The sequence below is a fragment of the Cohaesibacter gelatinilyticus genome (assembly GCF_900215605.1).
Lineage (GTDB): Bacteria > Pseudomonadota > Alphaproteobacteria > Rhizobiales > Cohaesibacteraceae > Cohaesibacter > Cohaesibacter gelatinilyticus.
On record NZ_OBEL01000001.1, the window covers coordinates 818,015 to 835,201 of the forward strand.

Sequence of the window (17,187 nt, forward strand, 5' to 3'; positions counted from 1 at the left end):
TAAATTTCATGAATGAAAGTAACTTTCTTTTTTTGTTATATTTTATTTTATTTTTCTTATTGTTATTTTATTTTTGGTTTTTTAGTTTCATCTATATTTGTGAATACTTTGTTTGCGGGTGATTGATAGTGGTTGAAGTTTGAAATTGGAATGAATGATGAGAACGGGAAAGAGCAGTAAATGAACCATAAAATGCAGCGATCATCGATCCCCGTCGTATTGACGGAAGGGTTCCGGTTTTTCTTTCTATTTTCCAGTATGTTTGGCCTTCTTAGTATTTCTGCGTGGTTGATCAGTCTATACATGGAGGATGGTGTCTTTTCTTTCCTGACGCCGAAGCTGGCCATGGCGGCGACTGGTTGGCATGCCCATGAAATGATCTATGGGTATGCTGTAGGAGTGGTGTCTGGCTTCTTTTTGACGGCTGTCCCAAACTGGACCAAAACAGAGCCAGCCAAGGCGGCTTATATAGCTACAATTGGAATGGTCTGGTTAGCTGGTCGCTTGGTCATGTGGTGGTCGGATCTCTTGCCTGCCGAATTTGTGGCGACTATTGACCTTGTTTTCCTACCTCCGCTTCTAGTGCGTCTCATCATTCAAATGCGCAACAATCCGCAGCCCCATAACTTGATTTTCATGGGGCTTCTTGGCTTGCTTTGGATGTCCAATCTGCTTTGCCACTTGGAATGGATGGGCTGGGCTGATGAGACCGCACAGACAGGCCTTCGAGTTGGTCTCTTCACTGTTGGCATGATGATCTTTGTACTCGGTGGCCGAGTTGTGCCAGCCTTCACACGCAATGCTCTGCGCCGGATGGAGGTGAGTGAGGACGAGCTGCCTGATACTCATCCGATGGCCAATAAACTGGCTCTGCTCACAACAGGAATGTTCACGTTTGCACTCTTTTTCCCTGTACCTGAATCTGTGCTGGGAATATTGGCCTTGCTGGCGGCGATGGCAAATGCGTGGCGTTTTTCTGGTTGGAAGGGGTTGTCCATCCTTGGTCACCCGATTCTCTGGAGTCTGCATTTGGGTTACACCATGCTGATTCTGGCCTATGCCTTTTATGGCTTGGCTCTGTTAACCGGAGTTGCGATGGAGAGTGCAGCGCTTCACATCCTCGCCATAGGTGCTGTTGGTTGCATGACGTTGGCTATCATGTCGCGTGCATCATTGGGACACACCGGACGTCCGCTGACGGTGCGGCCGATACTCGGTGTAGCCTATCTTCTGGTGGCTGTTTCCGCTCTGACAAGAGCAGTTCTGCCTGGTTTGATGCCTGATTCCTACGATCTTTGGATCTATCTGAGTGCGGGGCTATGGTTGGCAGCTTTCGCAATTTTCGTAATCGCCTATTTCCCGATTCTGACCCGCCCCAGACTACAAAAATAAGGTTGGAAAACTTGCTGTTCTTCATTGGAAAATATGAAGGATAACAATTGGTTGATATGGAAAAACCCAAGAAATACAAAAGATTGACGTTGGTCAAGGGGAGGGCGGTGCCTTCCCCTTAGTCTTTTCCATGTTGGGAATTATCCCTCGCTGGAGGGCGTTATGAGCGAAATGATGACGAAGTCCAAGGCCCGCAATATCTTCTACGGCGGCTCCTTGTTCTTCTTTATAATCTTCATTGGACTGACCGCGCAGAGCCATCTTTATGTTCTGAACGAGTCATCAAACAATGATCAATTGAGCGAATCTGTGGTTCGCGGAAAACATGTGTGGGAGAAGCACTCCTGCATCAACTGTCATACCATTTTGGGTGAGGGAGCATACTTCGCTCCTGAAGTCGGGAACGTATTTGTTCGCTATGGCGGCAAGGACGATCCTGAGGGAGCCAAAGAATCCATCAAGGAATGGATGAAGGCTCAACCAACCGGTATCGAAGGGCGTCGTCAGATGCCTCAGTTCAACCTCTCTGAGGAAGAACTGGATGATCTTGCAAACTTCCTGGAGTGGACCAGCAAGATTGATACCCAGGGCTGGCCACCAAATGAAGCCGGCTAAGGGACAAGGAGACTAAGCTATGAAATATTCAAGTCAAAAAGTCGCCTTGTGGTACTTTATCGTTGCAATGGTTCTCTTTGCAGCGCAGGTGACATTCGGTCTGTTGGCTGGTTACATCTATGTAGCTCCGAACTTCCTGTCGGAACTCGTGCCATTCAACATCGTACGCATGATCCATACGAACGCATTGATCGTGTGGCTGATATGCGGTTTCTTCGGGGCAGCTTACTATCTGATCCCGGAAGAGGCAGAGCGCGAAATCCATTCTGTCAAACTGGCCTATATCCAGCTTGTAATCTGGGTCGTTGGTTCCGCAGGTGCGGTTATCTCCTACCTGTTTGGTGTTCACGAAGGCCGTGAGTTCCTGGAACAGCCACTGTGGGTGAAACTCGGTATCGTCGTTGCTGCATTGATGTTCTTGTACAACATCTCCATGACTGTGCTGCAAGGTCGCAAAACCACCATCACCAACGTTCTGTTGTTGGGCTTGTGGGGGTTGGCTGTCTTCTTCCTGTTCGCATTCTACAACCCGGGTAACCTGGCGCTGGACAAAATGTACTGGTGGTATGTTGTTCACCTTTGGGTGGAAGGCGTCTGGGAACTGATCATGGTTTCCATCCTTGGCTTCCTGTTGCTGAAACTGACCGGTGTGGACCGCGAAGTGATCGACAAGTGGATCTATGCCATCGCCGCACTGGCACTCTTCTCTGGTGTGCTGGGAACGGGTCACCATTACTACTGGATTGGTACCCCTGGTTATTGGCAGTGGATCGGTTCCATCTTCTCCACCCTCGAAGTGGCTCCATTCTTCGCAATGGTTGTGTTCTCCTTCGTCATGGTGTGGAAGGGTCGTCGCGACCATCCGAACAAAGCTGCGGTCCTCTGGGCTCTCGGCTGCGCAACCCTTGCATTCTTCGGTGCTGGTGTCTGGGGCTTCCTGCATACCCTGTCAAGCGTGAACTATCTGACGCATGGCACGCAGGTTACTCCTGCTCACGGTCACTTGGCATTCTTCGGTGCCTATGTGTCCCTGAACCTGGCGATTATCAGTTATGCAATGCCAATCCTTCTGAAGCGTGAGCCTTACAATCAGGTCCTGAACATGATCAGTTTCTGGATGATGACTAGTGGTATGGCATTCATGACATTCGTACTGACCTTTGCCGGCGTTGTTCAAACGCATCTGCAGCGCGTCATGGGCGAATACTTCATGGACGTACAGGATCAGCTCGTATTCTTCTACTGGATGCGTCTTGGTTCTGGTGTGGTTGTTGTTCTTGGTGCCTTGCTGTTCATCTATGCAATGGCTCGTCCTCAGAAAGAGCTCATCGAAGCTGGATCTGAAGAAGCAGCACCTGCTGAATAAGATCAAACTCCTTATCTGGCCCGGTTGTCCGGGCCAGATAACCCAACGAAGCCGGTTTCCGCGACCAGATCGAATGATGAAGGAAACCCAAATCAGGCTTCATTGATGGATTGCCTTTTCTGTCCATCCAGATTGATACCCAAAAAATCCGTCTGAATGATCACAAAAAGCAAGAAACACATCCCCCAATTATTGGAACATCATCATGTCAAATTCGGTCCAAAAACATGAGAATACCCCAATGAACACACTTCCATTCTATGCCGCACAAGGTGATGAAGTGTCCATCTTTGAGGCAGCCTTCAAGAACAAGATGCCTTTGTTGCTGAAAGGTCCAACCGGTTGCGGAAAAACCCGGTTTGTGTCTCACATGGCGGCGAAGCTTGGTCTGCCACTGCATACGGTGTCTTGTCATGATGATCTGTCTGCTGCTGATCTGACTGGTCGTTATCTTCTTCAAGGAGGCGAAACGGTTTGGTCAGATGGGCCACTTACCCGCGCAGTTCGTGAAGGCGGCATCTGCTATCTCGATGAGGTGGTTGAAGCCCGCAAGGACGTGACCGTGGTCATGCATCCGTTGACGGATGATCGCCGTATCCTGCCATTGGAACGTACGGGCGAGTTGCTGGAAGCACCTGATAATTTCATGCTGGTGGTATCCTATAACCCTGGTTATCAGAATGTTCTAAAGACCCTCAAACCATCCACCCGCCAGCGTTTTCTGGCGTTGGAGTTCGACTTTCCAAATCCGCAACTGGAAATGCAGGTCGTAGCGCGTGAATCAGGATTGGATGAAGACCGTGTTTCGCTGTTGGTCCGCTTGGCAGCCAAGCTGCGTGATCTGAAAGGTCAGGACTTGGAAGAGGGGATCTCCACTCGTCTGCTGGTTTACTGCGCAACTCTGATTGCGTCAGGCATGAAGCTGGAAATGGCCGTGAACACTGCCATGATCGAGCCTTTGACCGATGATGAAGATGTCAAGGCGGGTCTGCGTGATCTGGTGCAAATCACCTTGGGCTAATTCTTACTTTAGCCCCAGCTCTGACGGATGAGGGTGAACTCCTGCTCCCATCCGTCTTCGGTCCAAACAATGCTGCCAAACATCGCTGTCTCGATGAGATGAAAATACGCGGATCCTTCATGGATATGCGCCGCTATGATGGCAGATAATAACGGAGTAAGATCATGGGTGAGTCCAATTTTGTCTTTTGGGAACCGGAAGAAACCGTCGGAGCCTATTGGCACGATATGATCTCCAAAGCCGGGGATGCTGATCACTTTCCGGAAGCAGAAGTTACCTTTGAGCAGATGGTTGGCCGCATCAGTTTGCTTTTTCGTGCGCTGGGCGGTGACCAATCGGTCGAACTCAAGGCAGCTAGTGCAGAAAAAAGTAAGCACCGCCTTTCGTGGCTTCGCCGGATGGGCAATGTTTATGAGCAAATCCAGCGACCAGCATATGATGGAACTTCACTCAGTTTGCCGTTAAAGGTGGATGCTTTCCCGGAAAAACATCTGAATGAAGATCTATATAAATGGCTTGCTGTCTTTGCCATCTACTTACCGGAATATCACGAGCCTAACTCTGATCCCCTGAAAGCAGATTTGGAGGCGATAAAGGCTTCCTGGCAACTGACACAACAGATGCTGGAGGATTTTCCTGCTCTGAAAAACCTCTATTGGCAGCTTTGCGCAGTGGTGCTGAAGCAGCGCCCCAGACAAAGCCTGCCGCGCATGGAACAGGCGGTCGAGGAAGCAATCCGTGCCTTGCTGGGTGATGATGAGCCGCCATCCGATGTCGGCCGGGAAATGCTGGGCATGATCAAGGATCCTGGCCGGACCTCAGGTTCATTCCCTGCGCCTAAGGATTACAAGCCACATCGATCTGTTCCTCTTTGGATCGATATTCGCCAATCCCGCTATGTCAAAAGCCGTCCGTCTGATGCACAGGATAGCCAACCGGAAACTGGCGATGGTGAAGATCAAAGAGAGCGCGAAGAGGGGCGACATAAAGCCACGCGTCGTAAGAGCGACAATGCCGATGATAGAAACTCATTGCTGCTCGCGCGCTTCGAAGCCATTCTGAGTTGGACGGAGTTCCTCAATATCAAACGTCATGTTGAGGACGACGACGAAGACAATGCCAAAAAGGCAAAGGATGATATGGAGGAATTGGGGCTAGCGGATATCAAACAAAAGCCCAATACTCTGCTAGCCTTTGATTTGGACATGGCACCAGAAGATATGGAACGTGTCAAATCGTCCGGTAAGGTGTTGTATCCTGAATGGGATTGTAAGACATCAAGCTATATTCCTGATTATTGCTCGGTACTGATTGATGAAAGCGATCAGGAAGAAGCGGAAGCCGATTTCATGAATGATCCTGAAATCTGGCGTCGGGTTAATGCAGTCAAGCGACAATTCGAAGCTTTGCGTCCCAAACGTTCCAAAGTCTATCGACAACTGGATGGCGATGATTTGGACATGGAAGCGGCTATTCGCTCCTGGGTGGATCTGAAAGCCACGGGTGAGAGTTCAGATCGCGTCTTTACCCAATCCCGCACTGTCGCGCGTGATCTGGCTGTTTGTACATTGATGGATGTCTCTCGGTCTACCGAGTCGGTGGTCGAAGGGCGCTCTATCATTGATATTGAGCGAGAGGCTTTGGCGGCTTTGGCCTACGGGTTGGATATGACTGGTGATGATCACGCCATTTATACATTCTCCAGCCTGAACAATGACAAGATTTTCATGCGCCCTTGCAAGACCTTTGAAGAGAAGATGAATGATCAGGTGATCAAACGAATTTCAGCTTTGAAACCGGGTCATTATACTCGCTTGGGGGCTGCGATCCGTCATATGACAAAGGTTTTGGAAGAACGTCAAAGCCAGAAACGGCTGATGCTCGTGATTACTGACGGTAAGCCGAATGATCTCGATCATTATGAAGGTCGTCATGGAATTGAAGACACCCGTAAAGCGGTGCTGGAAGCCCGTCGTGCTGGTCATTCTGTCTTTGGTGTGACGGTCGACAGCAAGGCTCGTGCCTATCTTCCAAGAATTTTCGGACAAAATGGCTATGCCATCATGTCCCATCCATCACGGCTAACCAATGCATTGCCGATGATTTACCGCCATCTGGTGACCTGACAACAGAAGTGGCCAGATAAGAACTGGACAAAACAAATGAACGACACACGCGCTGATGCCGTACCGGTTGAGGGACCGGTTCAAGCATCAAATCCCGGGCGTAAAGTTGCTGCTAAATCTCCGTGGTCGCTGGACAGTTTGCCCGGCGACCCTATGATGTGGATTTTGATCACCAGTGAGATTTTCGTCTTTGGTGGAGCCTTATGGGGCTTTGCCATTTCCGAAATGCTGCATCCTGAAATCTTCAAGGAAGCCAGATCTCATCTTAATGTTCCCATTGCGACCATTAATACCCTTATCCTGCTGACCTCCGGCTTTATAGCAGCAATCGCTGTGCGCTATGCTAAGGCGGGCAATGCAAAGTTGGCGCGCCTGTCCTTGGCTGGAGCAGGGGCCCTGGGTGTGGTCTTCATGATCTTGAAGATCATGGAATATCAGCAGAAGTTCGAGCTGGGAGTAGGACTGGAAACCAATTCCTTCTACACGCTCTATTTCCTCGTTACCGGATTTCATCTGGCCCATGTGGTTTTTGGTCTGATCATTCTGGCCATTGTTGCTATATGGCCAAACGAGGACAATTTGGAAACCGGCACTGCCTTCTGGCACATGGTCGATTTGATCTGGGTGATGATTTTTCCTGTCTTCTACCTGATGGGAGTAGGGTTATGAGTGGACAGAAAAACAACTCCCAATCTGTTGAGATTGCTGATCTTGCCAAAGCCTGGGTGGTCTTGGTGGGCTTCACTCTTGTGGGCTACGCCTTGAGTTTTCTGGAAGGCGATATCCTCTCCAAAGCAGGGCCATTGATCATTGCAGCTTTGATATTGCTGAAATCCCGGATCATCTTGAGGCAATATCTTGGGCTCACCTCCAGCCCGGCTTGGTACTCCATGCTCTCCAGCACAATTTTTGTGATCATGATCGTCTGTGCCAGCATCCTGATTTTTGTTTAGGCAGTGTGGACGGATTTGATCAAGAAGAACATTGCTGCATACCAAATGATTGATCTGTAACTCTGTTGGGTCTTTTCGCATCTGAGTGCAACGCGCTTGAAACGTTCGAGTTTACCAAATATCCGCTCAATACGGACTCTCGCCTAATAAAAACTGTAACAGGCCCGCGTTTGCAGTGCATGTTGATGACTATTGGCATTACCGGAATAGCTATTGTCACCAAGAGCGGCTCTGGGCCTGATATTGAGGTCAATACTCCGAGGAATTGAAAAATGAGATCTGTCCCTTTTCTACTCATCGGTCAGTTCAAGGGCAAGCAAATGGTGTAGTGAGCTCCTTTTCGTTAGATTTTCCAGTATTCTCACAATGATGGGCTGGTTTCGCTATCGGGATTATGAACCTATAAATAGTGAATCGCTTTGAGGAAAACGCTTCTACTCTGGGAAATAAAATTGCAATCGTGTGAGGGTCGGTCCATGTTGTTAGTCAACGAGCAGATCGGGTTGAAATTCAAATGCAACCCTGGCCAAGTTCTGAAAGCCACTTTCTCTTGTTTTGTGCGTCGATCATCCGAAATGGCATGCCTTCGAGTGGTCGATCGACTTCTTGGCAAACAACGAGCACGTCGTGAGTATTTCACAGGCTCTACTGATGAACGCATTGATCCACTTGGGGTACAATCAGTACTTTAAATACATGTTCTGGATAGATGATTTAGAAACTTTACGTAACGCCATTCCTTTTCAAGGGAACAATAAAACTCCAAATGTCATTTAAGCAAGCACAGGATATAGGGTGAGTAAATAGAGTGACTTGGCAAAAGACAGCTGAAAAATTGAAGCGCGCATACAAGCGTAGCATTTTGCGCGACGAATTTCTTTTGGCCCATAAGGCCTGGAAAAAAGCCAAAGGTGACAACACACTACGGCTTGATTATCCTCTCAATCAAAGCAGTGTTGTTTTTGATGTCGGCGGTTATCACGGTGATTTTGCCGCTCAGATACAGGACAAATTTGGATGTAAGGTTTTCATTTTTGAACCATCGCAGGCTTTCTTCACTCGTTGCCAAGACCGCTTTGCGGACAACACAATGGTTCACATCTTTCCCTATGGTCTTGCAGACACAACACAAGATGTTTTGCTGAGCAATGACGATGATGGATCCAGCGTTTTTCTTGAACAGGGAGAAGGGTCTGAAAAAATCTCACTTCATGATGTAACTGATGTGCTTGAAGAGCTCTCCGTTAACACGATTGATCTTATGAAAATCAATATCGAAGGTGGTGAGTTTCCCCTTTTACAGAAGTTGATTGAATCAGGCTGGATTAGCCGCATCCGTCATTGTCAGATTCAGTTTCACAATTTTGTCCCAAATGCGTGGGCAATGCGCCAAACAATCCGTGCAGAGCTTGCAAAGACACATGACGAAAACTGGAACTATCCCTTCATCTGGGAAAGCTGGTCGCTTCGTGATAGCTTAAGTGATGAGTAATCGTTCTTAGACCTCAGGGAGTTCAAGATCAAGAAAGTGTAGAGATACAATCATCAAATATGGTTTACCTTCTTGTAGCAGATTGGTTTCAGGCATTTTCGGTGAAACAGCTCAATGATCTTCAATCATATGACTAGATATAGCCAACTCTCCAAATCAGTTGGCTATCTATTAATCACACAATAAAAATTTAGGAAAATATCTAATCCGATACATGTGACCCAATTCGTCTACGCTGCCTAAAAAGTCAACAATGCAACGGTGTCATTCTTTGGCCTGTTCGGCGAGTTTGGCTTTGGCTGCTTCAATCGCGGCAACAATACCATCTGCCAATGGCAGGGTAGCTGCAAAAGCGTGCGCCTCTGTGCTCATCTTGGGTAGTGTTTTGGCGATGATATTGACCACCTTTTCGCTCTCATGACTTTTGGCAAAGTCTTCAGCGTAATATTGCAAGAAGACCAGACAGGCGAGGTCTTCGACAGCTTGGGTGCGATCATCACGCTTCAGATTTTTCTTCAGCAGGATATTGGAGACGATCTCGCACTCTTCAGCGCCATAGCTCTGAGCCGCCATAATTTCGCTGACACGTTTGGCATGATGCTTCTTGAGGGCATTGCGCCAGCGGTGATAGCCAGGGCGATCGCGAGGATAGTCATCGCGTGGAATGATCCAGCGTTCGATATGCTGACCACGCGCCGCGATCTGGACCAGTTCGTCTGCATCGGGTGCAAAAGAGCTGCACATTTCGCTCATACGCAGGCCATAGATAAGCTCAACCGGGATCGCAGCCATGCCTTCGCCACCAACTGGAGTGGAACGTGGATCAACGGCGTTGGCTTCATCAATGGCATCAAAGACCGCTTCTTGTCTTGTAGAGCTCGACATAAGATAACGTTCCTTGTCTTAGCGTTTTTGCTGCATGACGACAGCACGTTCCTGATCGACCAGATCCTGCAGAACTGCCAGGTTTTCAATCTGAGCAGTGTTTTGCTTGACCATAACGCCGTAGGAACGGAGCTTTTGGAAGGCGCGAGACAGGCTTTCCGGTTTGATACCCAGGCGGCCGGCAATCAAGGCTTTGTCGTAAGGCAGCATCAAGGTGCAGGCACCATCTTCCAGATTGGTGAGAGAAAGTAGGAACTCGGCGACGCGTTGCGCGCCAGTATGCGCTTTCAACGCCTCAATCTGCTTGATCAATTCATGCAAATGCATGGAAGTTGAGGCCAGCATGGCAAGGCCGACTTCGGGATTGCTGGCAATGGTTTGATAAAGCTGACGAGCAGGGATCCGCAGGAAACGACCGTCCGTCACCGCCTCACAGGTGGCGGGAAATCTGCCATTGGTAAAGGCGGCTGCTTCAGCAAAGGACTGACCGCGGGTAAAAACGCCAACGACTGCTTCTTCCCCGGCCTGAGTGATGCGATAAACCTTCGCCCATCCTTCAAGCACAACATAGAATGCATCAGCTTCGTCACCTTGTAAAAACAAGGTCTCGCCACGGGAGTAGGTTTTGGTTACAGCAGTAGCGAGTAGGGTTTTCATGGCGTCATCGTTCAACCCCTGGAAAATAGGGGCCATACGAAGGGCTTGAACTTCTTCGTCGTCAAAGAGACTATGCATGTTTTGATCCCAAGATATGCCGGCAGCCTGTTTTGGGGACGGTGGTATTCTTCTGCACTTGCATCTTAATTGATTTTGGTCAAATCAGATTAAAATGTACGCATTTCCCCAGATAAACTATTTTTTTAGGTCTTTCAAAAGCTTGTTCTGATCTTGAAAAACAAGGCTTCTGTGTTGCGATGACGTTATCCAAGCAAGATCGTCTTTACAATCCCAATTCGCGATGCCCTTGATATTTTAGACGGCGATTTTCTTCAAATCCATATCAGGATTTGCAATTGCATCCGGACTTGGCGTCTGGCCTTTTTCCAACCAGCGTTTACCCATCATATAGGCACGAGGGTCATTGATGGATTCAACGCAGATCAGACCGCCTTTTCGATAATACCAGTGGGAACAGGAACGGTCACCCTTGCCGGGGCGCCGGATTATCGTATCATATCCATCAAACAATCCGGCAATCTGTAATTTTATATCATACTGGTCGGACCAAAACCATGGGTTGGGGCGATAGGCCTCACTGCCACCCATGATCGTCTTGGCAACAATCATGGCTTGATCGATTGCATTCTGCACACTTTCCAATCGAATGCGGTGACCCTGGTAAGGTAGAAGACAACAGTCACCAGCGGCAAAAACATTATCATCACTGGTACGGCCAAATTCATTCACGATGATGCCATCATCGATATTCAAACCTGCCTTCCGCGCAAGTTCTATATTGGCATTTCCACCAATGCCAACGATGATCAAATCGCAGATAATAGTTCGACTATCGCCAAGAAATGCCTTGATGGCATTGTCTTCTTGTTCCAATTGCTCCAATCCGACACCAAGTCTAAGATCAACGCCTTGGTCTTTATGGAGCCAGGCGAAATAATCCGAAGTTTGAGGACTGGTGACACGAGCAAGAAGACGCTCCTGCAATTCGACCAGAGTAACCTCCAAACCCATTTGTCGGGCAACTGCCGCAGCTTCCAGCCCTATATAACCACCACCAAGCACCAATAGCCGTGCACCGGCTTTGAAATGTGGTTGCATGCGATCAATATCAGCAAGAGTACGGATGGTGAAAACTCGATCTGGGTCAACATCCTTCGTCATATGGTCTGGTAAAGTACGAGCCTGTGACCCTGTGGTCAGGATAAGGCGATCATAGCCAAGATGTACACCGTCGTTAAACGTCACCTTTTTACCAACTCGATCAATGGATTGAACTTCTTTTCCCAAGTGCAAGGATATATTCTGATCCGAAAAAAAAGTGTCATCCCGGAAAGAGAGGCGTTCTGCACTCATTTCCCCCAACAGATATTTTTTGGACAGCGGAGGACGCTGGTATGGTAAGTGCTTTTCGTTGCCAATAAGATCTATCTGCCCATCGAAGCCTTCTTTGCGAAGAGTTGAAGCGGCGGAAAATCCGGCTTGTCCAGCGCCAATGATTACGATGCGGTCCATCTGCTGTACCTCTCGAACGATCCTAAGAAAATGACTTCTCCGCATGGAGTTTTGAATATTGGATGTTTGATCCCGCCAGACTGTCTTATAGGCAAGTATATGATCAAGGGCAAAAGGTTTTGAAACATCAATAAACATCAATAGCGAGATGAATTATTTTCTCGAATGCGGAAACAGGAGCGAGTTCATATTTCGCCAGGGGTAATCTTCACCAGAGGCAATCGCTCAAAAAAAGCCCACACGGCAGGGCCATGCGGGCTATGAAGTTACAGATCAATCTGAACAGCTTGACCGGGTCCAGCTATCCAGCAAGGTATAAGTCGATTTATATGCACCCCCGCAATCTAAACCGACAGCAGATTGTCCTTGGATATATTGAGGGTCATTTGGGTTGTATTTCAACTCTTTTCACGCAGAGGGTTTCCGTTACCCCCAGCTTTCCGACTTGCGTACCTCAAAGCATGGCATTGCCTTCCGTAACCTATTCTGTATGATGAAGAAAATAGATATAATAACAAAAAGTTAGAGTTGGAAATTGAAGCTTGTCTACTATCGTTGCAGAGAGTATTCGGGCAATAAACTGGCATTTGAGTCCTTATGAATTTTCAAAAACGATTGCCCACGGATGTTGTTCAGGAACATCTCGATATTTTCCTCAAAGCTCCCAATTCGATCTATATGGGACATATTGCCAGTGCAAGCGTACTTATTTACATCGCAGCACAAAATAACTCGGTACCAGTCTGGTTTCTCTGGGGATGGGCTGTCGCCCAGATTGTTGGCTATCCAATTTTGATGGAAATTTGGTCTCGCTGCTGCAAGAAAGCGGATCGTAGCGCACCGGATAATCACCGCTGGATTGATTACATGGACCTTCTGTGTGTTTTTGTAGGAACCACTTGGGGAATAATGTTCTTTATCAGTCTGAATGAGGAAAATGCGGCGCATTTTGCCATTCAATTGTCGATTGCAGCTGGTGCATCATCGGCAGCGGTTCGGTCTCTTGCAACTTTTCCTCGTTCTTTTATCGTGTATTCAGTGCCCATGTTGGGCTTGCTTGTTTTGCGCCTATTGCTGATGGGTGGAGAATTCGTGCTCCTTGGTGGATTGGTGGCGATTTTCTTGTTCATGCTTCTCGTATCGGGTGAGGGCGTGATGGAAGCGGTCTCACGCTATATTGCCATCAAGAATGAGAACCTTGATCTGGCAGATCGCTTTAAAAAAGCAGCAGATGATGCAGACCACGCGAACCGAGAGAAAACGCGGTTGTTGGCTGCTGCCAGTCATGATTTGCGACAACCAATCCACGCCATTGGTCTCTATATGGAGACTTTACCGATTGCCAAAATGGATGGGCATAGCCGTCAAACGTTGGAGCGAATTCGTAATTCCCTGCAAACTCTGACGAAATTGTTCAATTCTCTTCTTGATGTCAGCTTGCTGGACGCTGGAAAAGTGAAAGTCAGAACCTCGCATTTCAATCTCAAGCCAATGTTGAATTCTATCCTGGATGATTATGAGCCGTTGGCGGAAATTGCACATGCCACGCTCCTTCTGGAATGCGATGATGCAGGAGTGGAAGCCGACCCGGTGCTTTTACGCCGAATGGTGCAGAATTTACTGTCCAATGCTATTCGCTATTCCAATGGGGGAACAGTGAGGCTGTTGGCAAAAGGAAAGGAAGGCGATTCGCTATCCATTGTCGTCTCAGATCAGGGACCAGGCATTCCAAAGGAGCACCAAGCTGTTATCTTTGAAGAATTTTCGCAGCTTGCAAAACAAAAGGATCCATTGGCGGATCATAAGCAAGATGAAATGGGGCAGGACAAGGGATTGGGCCTGGGGTTGGCCATTGTAAGGCGTTTGGCAGATCTGCAATCCTTGACCATATCAATTCAGTCCAGTGACAAAGGCACCAGTCTTGCGATTGAAGGGTTGAAGCAGGTGGCCATACCCAGAAAAGAGGTAACCCAACAGAACCCAATGGCCCGCATTGACGCCTTGTTTGCGAGGAAACATATTTTGGTGGCTGATGACGATCCGGCAACGTTGGAAGCAACAGCAAACTTACTGCGTACATGGGGATGCAAGGTCAGCCTTGCCAGTGGGCTTGATGAGATCGTTCCTATGACGCAATGTCCGGATCTGCTCATCAGCGATTTTAGCTTCGAAGGTCAATGTACCGGTCTGGATATCATTGAAAAAGCACGTCAGATTTTCGAACCGGCATTGCCTGCGATGATCGTATCCGGAGATTCGTCAGCTCAGGTGCAGAAATTGGTCGAGAATGCTGGATTGTTACTGGTTTATAAACCTGTGCAGCCCGTACAATTGCGCTCTGCTCTGCTTGAAGCCTTCATGTCGTCTCAGGGCGAAGATGAAGATGCTGCCGATCGAGTGAAGCAGACAGCCTGACCCGCCAAGGACGCAAACTGATATTTTTCGGCGATCGATCGCTTGCCTGATCACGACAATATGCTAGATCATCCTCTCGGAGAAAAATGGCAGAGCAAAGACTGCCTGACAAATATGAGAAGTGACCGGGATGAGTGAATATTGCGAAACCATCGTGATTGGAGCTGGTGTCGTTGGCCTTGCCGTTGCAAGAAAACTGAGCCAACAAGGGCATGAAGTCATCATCATTGAAGGTGAGGACCAGATTGGTTCGCAAACCTCCTCGCGCAACTCCGAAGTCATTCATGCAGGCATCTATTATCCAAAGAACTCTCTGAAAGCGCAGCTATGTGTGCAAGGACGTGATCTGCTCTATGCTTATTGCGAGAGTCACAATATTGCCCATTCCAGAATAGGAAAACTGATCGTTGCCACCTCGATGAATCAGATGACACACTTGCATGGTATCAAGGTACGCGCAGAAGCCAATGGTGTGATGGACTTGGCATTCCTCTCCAAGGTCGAAGCTGAGCAAATGGAACCTTCCTTGCATAGTCGTGGCGCGCTCTTCTCACCATCAACCGGTATCATCAACAGCCATTCTCTCATGTTGGCCTTGCAAGGAGATGCAGAAAACAATGGCGCTATGCTTTCGCTCAACACACCGGTGATGAGCATGGAGAGATGTGATGACGGTTTTTCGGTGGCAACAGGTGGCACAAGCCCATTTACCTTGCGTTCCAGGAATTTGATCAATGCAGCAGGTCACGGTTCCATCAGTTTGGCAAAAACCATGATCAGTCAGCAAAGTCATGAAACAGATCGAAGCCTGGCTGCATTGCCTCGGGCCTATATTGCCAAGGGAAGCTACTTTCAATTGGCCGCACGTGCTCCCTTTCGTCACCTGATCTATCCGGTTCCTGAACCTGGCGGCCTTGGCGTGCATCTGACATTGGATCTGGCGGGACAAGCCAAATTTGGTCCGGATGTGGAATGGGTGGCTCAGATGGACAGTCAGGTGGGCGAGGAACGTTCTGAAAAATTCTATTCCGCCATTCGTAAATACTGGCCTGATCTGCAGGATGGTTCACTGTTGCCGGACTATGCAGGTTTTCGTCCTAAAATTTCCGGGCCTGGCGAAGAAGCTGCAGATTTTGCTATCCATGGAAAACAGCACCATGGAATGCAAGGATATATTGGCCTTTATGGCATTGAATCTCCAGGACTTACATCTTGTCTGGCAATCGCTGACTATGTTGCCGCCATGCTGGAAAGAGACCAGGATTTTTGATTTTTCAGAGCATATTCCCAGAAAAGGCAATTTTCGGATAAGAATAGCTTGGAAGCAAAGGCTTTGATGTCAAGAAATACCGTGGCTGGCAGCGATTGCAGATGCGGCTGCGCGGTTTGAAACACCTAGATTTTTCATCAGTGCAGACACATGGCTGCGAACAGTGAAAGGCGAAAGATCAAGTTCCCGCGCAATTTCCTTATTGGAAAGGCCGCGGCGCAGGAATTTCAGTATCTCAATCTGACGTGGTGTCAGATCGTCCAGGGAGATATGAGCACTGGTGACTGTTTCATGGCCGATATAGGTCTGCGAGAAGCAGACTTCGATCTGACCCTGCATGACATTGCCAATTGCTTTGACCACGTCATGAGAAGGAACAGCCTTGGAGATGAAGCCGTTCAGACCCAGAGCCATGATATGTTCGATCTCCATTGGATCATTGATCATGGATACGGCAATGATCGGACAGAGAGCAAACCGTCTTCTAATAAGCTTCAGGTCGTGAATATAATCAAAGCCGGGAAAGACCAGATCGGAGATAATCAGATCCGGAGCGGGCAATTGATCCAGTTGACGAAACAGGACGGCTTTGTCGCCAGCTTCATCAACACGGGCATCAGGAAACATTTCATACAGGATCTGACAAAGCCCAGAGCGATAGATCGGGTGATCATCTGCAAGTATGATGCGCATTGTTTCTGTCCCCCATCCCAAACAGGCGCTGATTTGCCGATGGGCAGCAGGTGCCTTTCAAGTCCAAAGCTGGCGCAACTGCCAGTAATATCTTGATTTTTCGGGTATCAGGTCACCATTGTCCACTGATACAGGTGTAGCAGTCAATGCAGTCGTTGCATGGATCAGGCTGAAACATGCAGAAAAAATGGAAAAAGAGGATAAAAAAGCTGCATTCGAAGGGAATGCAGCTTTGAAACCTGATGATCATGATCCTACGGTGATCAAGCACAACCTTATGGTTCGACTATCAGGTGTTTATTTCTACTAACCGCTACAATTATTGCCGTCATCACAACATCCGCATTGCTCTGGTTCTTTTACAAAATGGTGATCCAATCCCGTTTCATATTCCATCCCTTCACGGGTGAGTGCAATTGGCGGTACATCGCGTGATCGAACCAGTCCCTTGCGAGCCAATGCGGTCCAGACAGCACGATTGGAGAAACCTGTGGCATCGCGAGCTGCTATCGTGAATTCGCCAATATGAACATGGTCACCATGCGGTTGCGGAATAGAATGAAGTGTAATGGAACCGTCTTTCCCCCAAGCTTCGTCAGGCTGACGACGTGCCAGAATTTGGGTAAGAACAAGTGTCTTGAGTTGCAGGTTGTTCAGTTTCAGCGGATTGGCTTTCATGACAATTCCTTATGGATCAATTTCCTCAGCTTTAGCGGAAATCGCGCTAAAGGAAAAGCGCTCTTGATTGAGGGCGCTTCTCTGAATTATT

General features: G+C 48.2%; 17 protein-coding genes. 12 read left to right on the forward strand and 5 right to left on the reverse strand.

Annotated elements, in window-relative coordinates:
• Positions 1–180 precede the first annotated feature (180 nt).
• The 9 genes from CRO57_RS03630 (at position 181) to CRO57_RS03670 (ending at position 8,965) form a co-directional block, all read left to right on the forward strand.
• Positions 181–1,392, forward strand: a complete 1,212-nt coding sequence (locus tag CRO57_RS03630) for an NnrS family protein (protein ID WP_097152022.1) — start codon at positions 181–183, stop codon at positions 1,390–1,392.
• A 162-nt stretch (positions 1,393–1,554) separates the two neighbouring features.
• Entirely contained in the window at positions 1,555–2,007 is a 453-nt protein-coding gene (locus CRO57_RS03635) for a c-type cytochrome (protein ID WP_097152023.1), read from the forward strand.
• A gap of 19 nt (positions 2,008–2,026) precedes the next feature.
• A complete protein-coding gene (locus tag CRO57_RS03640; RefSeq protein ID WP_097152024.1) occupies positions 2,027–3,373 on the forward strand; it encodes a cbb3-type cytochrome c oxidase subunit I in 1,347 nt (448 codons plus the stop codon).
• A 205-nt stretch (positions 3,374–3,578) separates the two neighbouring features.
• Positions 3,579–4,394: a CbbQ/NirQ/NorQ/GpvN family protein gene (locus CRO57_RS03645; RefSeq protein ID WP_097152025.1), complete on the forward strand. Its 816-nt coding sequence runs from the start codon at positions 3,579–3,581 to the stop codon at positions 4,392–4,394.
• Positions 4,395–4,558: 164 nt separating this feature from the next.
• On the forward strand, positions 4,559–6,520 hold the full coding sequence (locus CRO57_RS03650) for a nitric oxide reductase activation protein NorD (protein ID WP_097152026.1): 1,962 nt from the start codon (positions 4,559–4,561) through the stop codon (positions 6,518–6,520).
• A gap of 36 nt (positions 6,521–6,556) precedes the next feature.
• A complete protein-coding gene (locus tag CRO57_RS03655; RefSeq protein WP_097152027.1) occupies positions 6,557–7,189 on the forward strand; it encodes a cytochrome c oxidase subunit 3 family protein in 633 nt (210 codons plus the stop codon).
• Positions 7,186–7,473 carry a cytochrome C oxidase subunit IV family protein gene (locus CRO57_RS03660; RefSeq protein ID WP_097152028.1) on the forward strand — a complete coding sequence of 96 codons (288 nt, stop codon included), beginning with the start codon at positions 7,186–7,188 and terminating at the stop codon, positions 7,471–7,473. The genes CRO57_RS03655 and CRO57_RS03660 overlap by 4 nt, the downstream gene beginning before the upstream one ends.
• 476 nt (positions 7,474–7,949) lie before the next feature.
• Positions 7,950–8,165 (forward strand): hypothetical protein, encoded by a 216-nt coding sequence (locus CRO57_RS24700; protein ID WP_097152029.1) that lies wholly within the window; start codon positions 7,950–7,952, stop codon positions 8,163–8,165.
• 116 nt (positions 8,166–8,281) lie between these two features.
• The gene (locus tag CRO57_RS03670) at positions 8,282–8,965 is read left to right on the forward strand and encodes an FkbM family methyltransferase (protein WP_097152030.1); all 684 of its coding nucleotides are present in this window, start codon (positions 8,282–8,284) and stop codon (positions 8,963–8,965) included.
• 264 nt (positions 8,966–9,229) lie between these two features.
• Here CRO57_RS03670 and CRO57_RS03675 read toward each other — a convergent pair whose 3' ends face one another.
• The 3 genes from CRO57_RS03675 to CRO57_RS03685 all read right to left on the reverse strand — a co-directional run bounded on the left by CRO57_RS03675 (position 9,230) and on the right by CRO57_RS03685 (position 12,040).
• On the reverse strand, positions 9,230–9,850 hold the full coding sequence (locus CRO57_RS03675; protein WP_097152031.1) for a DUF4202 domain-containing protein: 621 nt from the start codon (positions 9,848–9,850) through the stop codon (positions 9,230–9,232).
• An 18-nt stretch (positions 9,851–9,868) separates the two neighbouring features.
• Positions 9,869–10,585 (reverse strand): Crp/Fnr family transcriptional regulator, encoded by a 717-nt coding sequence (locus tag CRO57_RS03680; protein ID WP_210200744.1) that lies wholly within the window; start codon positions 10,583–10,585, stop codon positions 9,869–9,871.
• Positions 10,586–10,822: 237 nt separating this feature from the next.
• The gene (locus CRO57_RS03685; protein ID WP_097153176.1) at positions 10,823–12,040 is read right to left on the reverse strand and encodes an NAD(P)/FAD-dependent oxidoreductase; all 1,218 of its coding nucleotides are present in this window, start codon (positions 12,038–12,040) and stop codon (positions 10,823–10,825) included.
• 597 nt (positions 12,041–12,637) lie between these two features.
• Between CRO57_RS03685 and CRO57_RS03690 the strand changes: the two genes are divergently transcribed.
• Both CRO57_RS03690 and CRO57_RS03695 read left to right on the forward strand, forming a co-directional pair.
• Positions 12,638–14,455 (forward strand): ATP-binding response regulator, encoded by a 1,818-nt coding sequence (locus tag CRO57_RS03690; RefSeq protein ID WP_097152032.1) that lies wholly within the window; start codon positions 12,638–12,640, stop codon positions 14,453–14,455.
• Positions 14,456–14,585: 130 nt separating this feature from the next.
• Positions 14,586–15,725, forward strand: a complete 1,140-nt coding sequence (locus CRO57_RS03695; RefSeq protein ID WP_097152033.1) for an NAD(P)/FAD-dependent oxidoreductase — start codon at positions 14,586–14,588, stop codon at positions 15,723–15,725.
• A 69-nt stretch (positions 15,726–15,794) separates the two neighbouring features.
• Here CRO57_RS03695 and CRO57_RS03700 read toward each other — a convergent pair whose 3' ends face one another.
• Positions 15,795–16,418, reverse strand: a complete 624-nt coding sequence (locus CRO57_RS03700; RefSeq protein WP_097152034.1) for a LuxR C-terminal-related transcriptional regulator — start codon at positions 16,416–16,418, stop codon at positions 15,795–15,797.
• A 118-nt stretch (positions 16,419–16,536) separates the two neighbouring features.
• On the opposite strand from CRO57_RS03700, the gene CRO57_RS24965 reads away from it, so the two are divergent.
• The gene (locus tag CRO57_RS24965; RefSeq protein WP_097152035.1) at positions 16,537–16,728 is read left to right on the forward strand and encodes a hypothetical protein; all 192 of its coding nucleotides are present in this window, start codon (positions 16,537–16,539) and stop codon (positions 16,726–16,728) included.
• Here the strand turns inward: CRO57_RS24965 and CRO57_RS03710 are convergent.
• On the reverse strand, positions 16,725–17,096 hold the full coding sequence (locus CRO57_RS03710; protein ID WP_097152036.1) for a hypothetical protein: 372 nt from the start codon (positions 17,094–17,096) through the stop codon (positions 16,725–16,727). The two genes, CRO57_RS24965 and CRO57_RS03710, sit on opposite strands and share 4 nt — an antisense overlap.
• Positions 17,097–17,187: the final 91 nt, after the last annotated feature.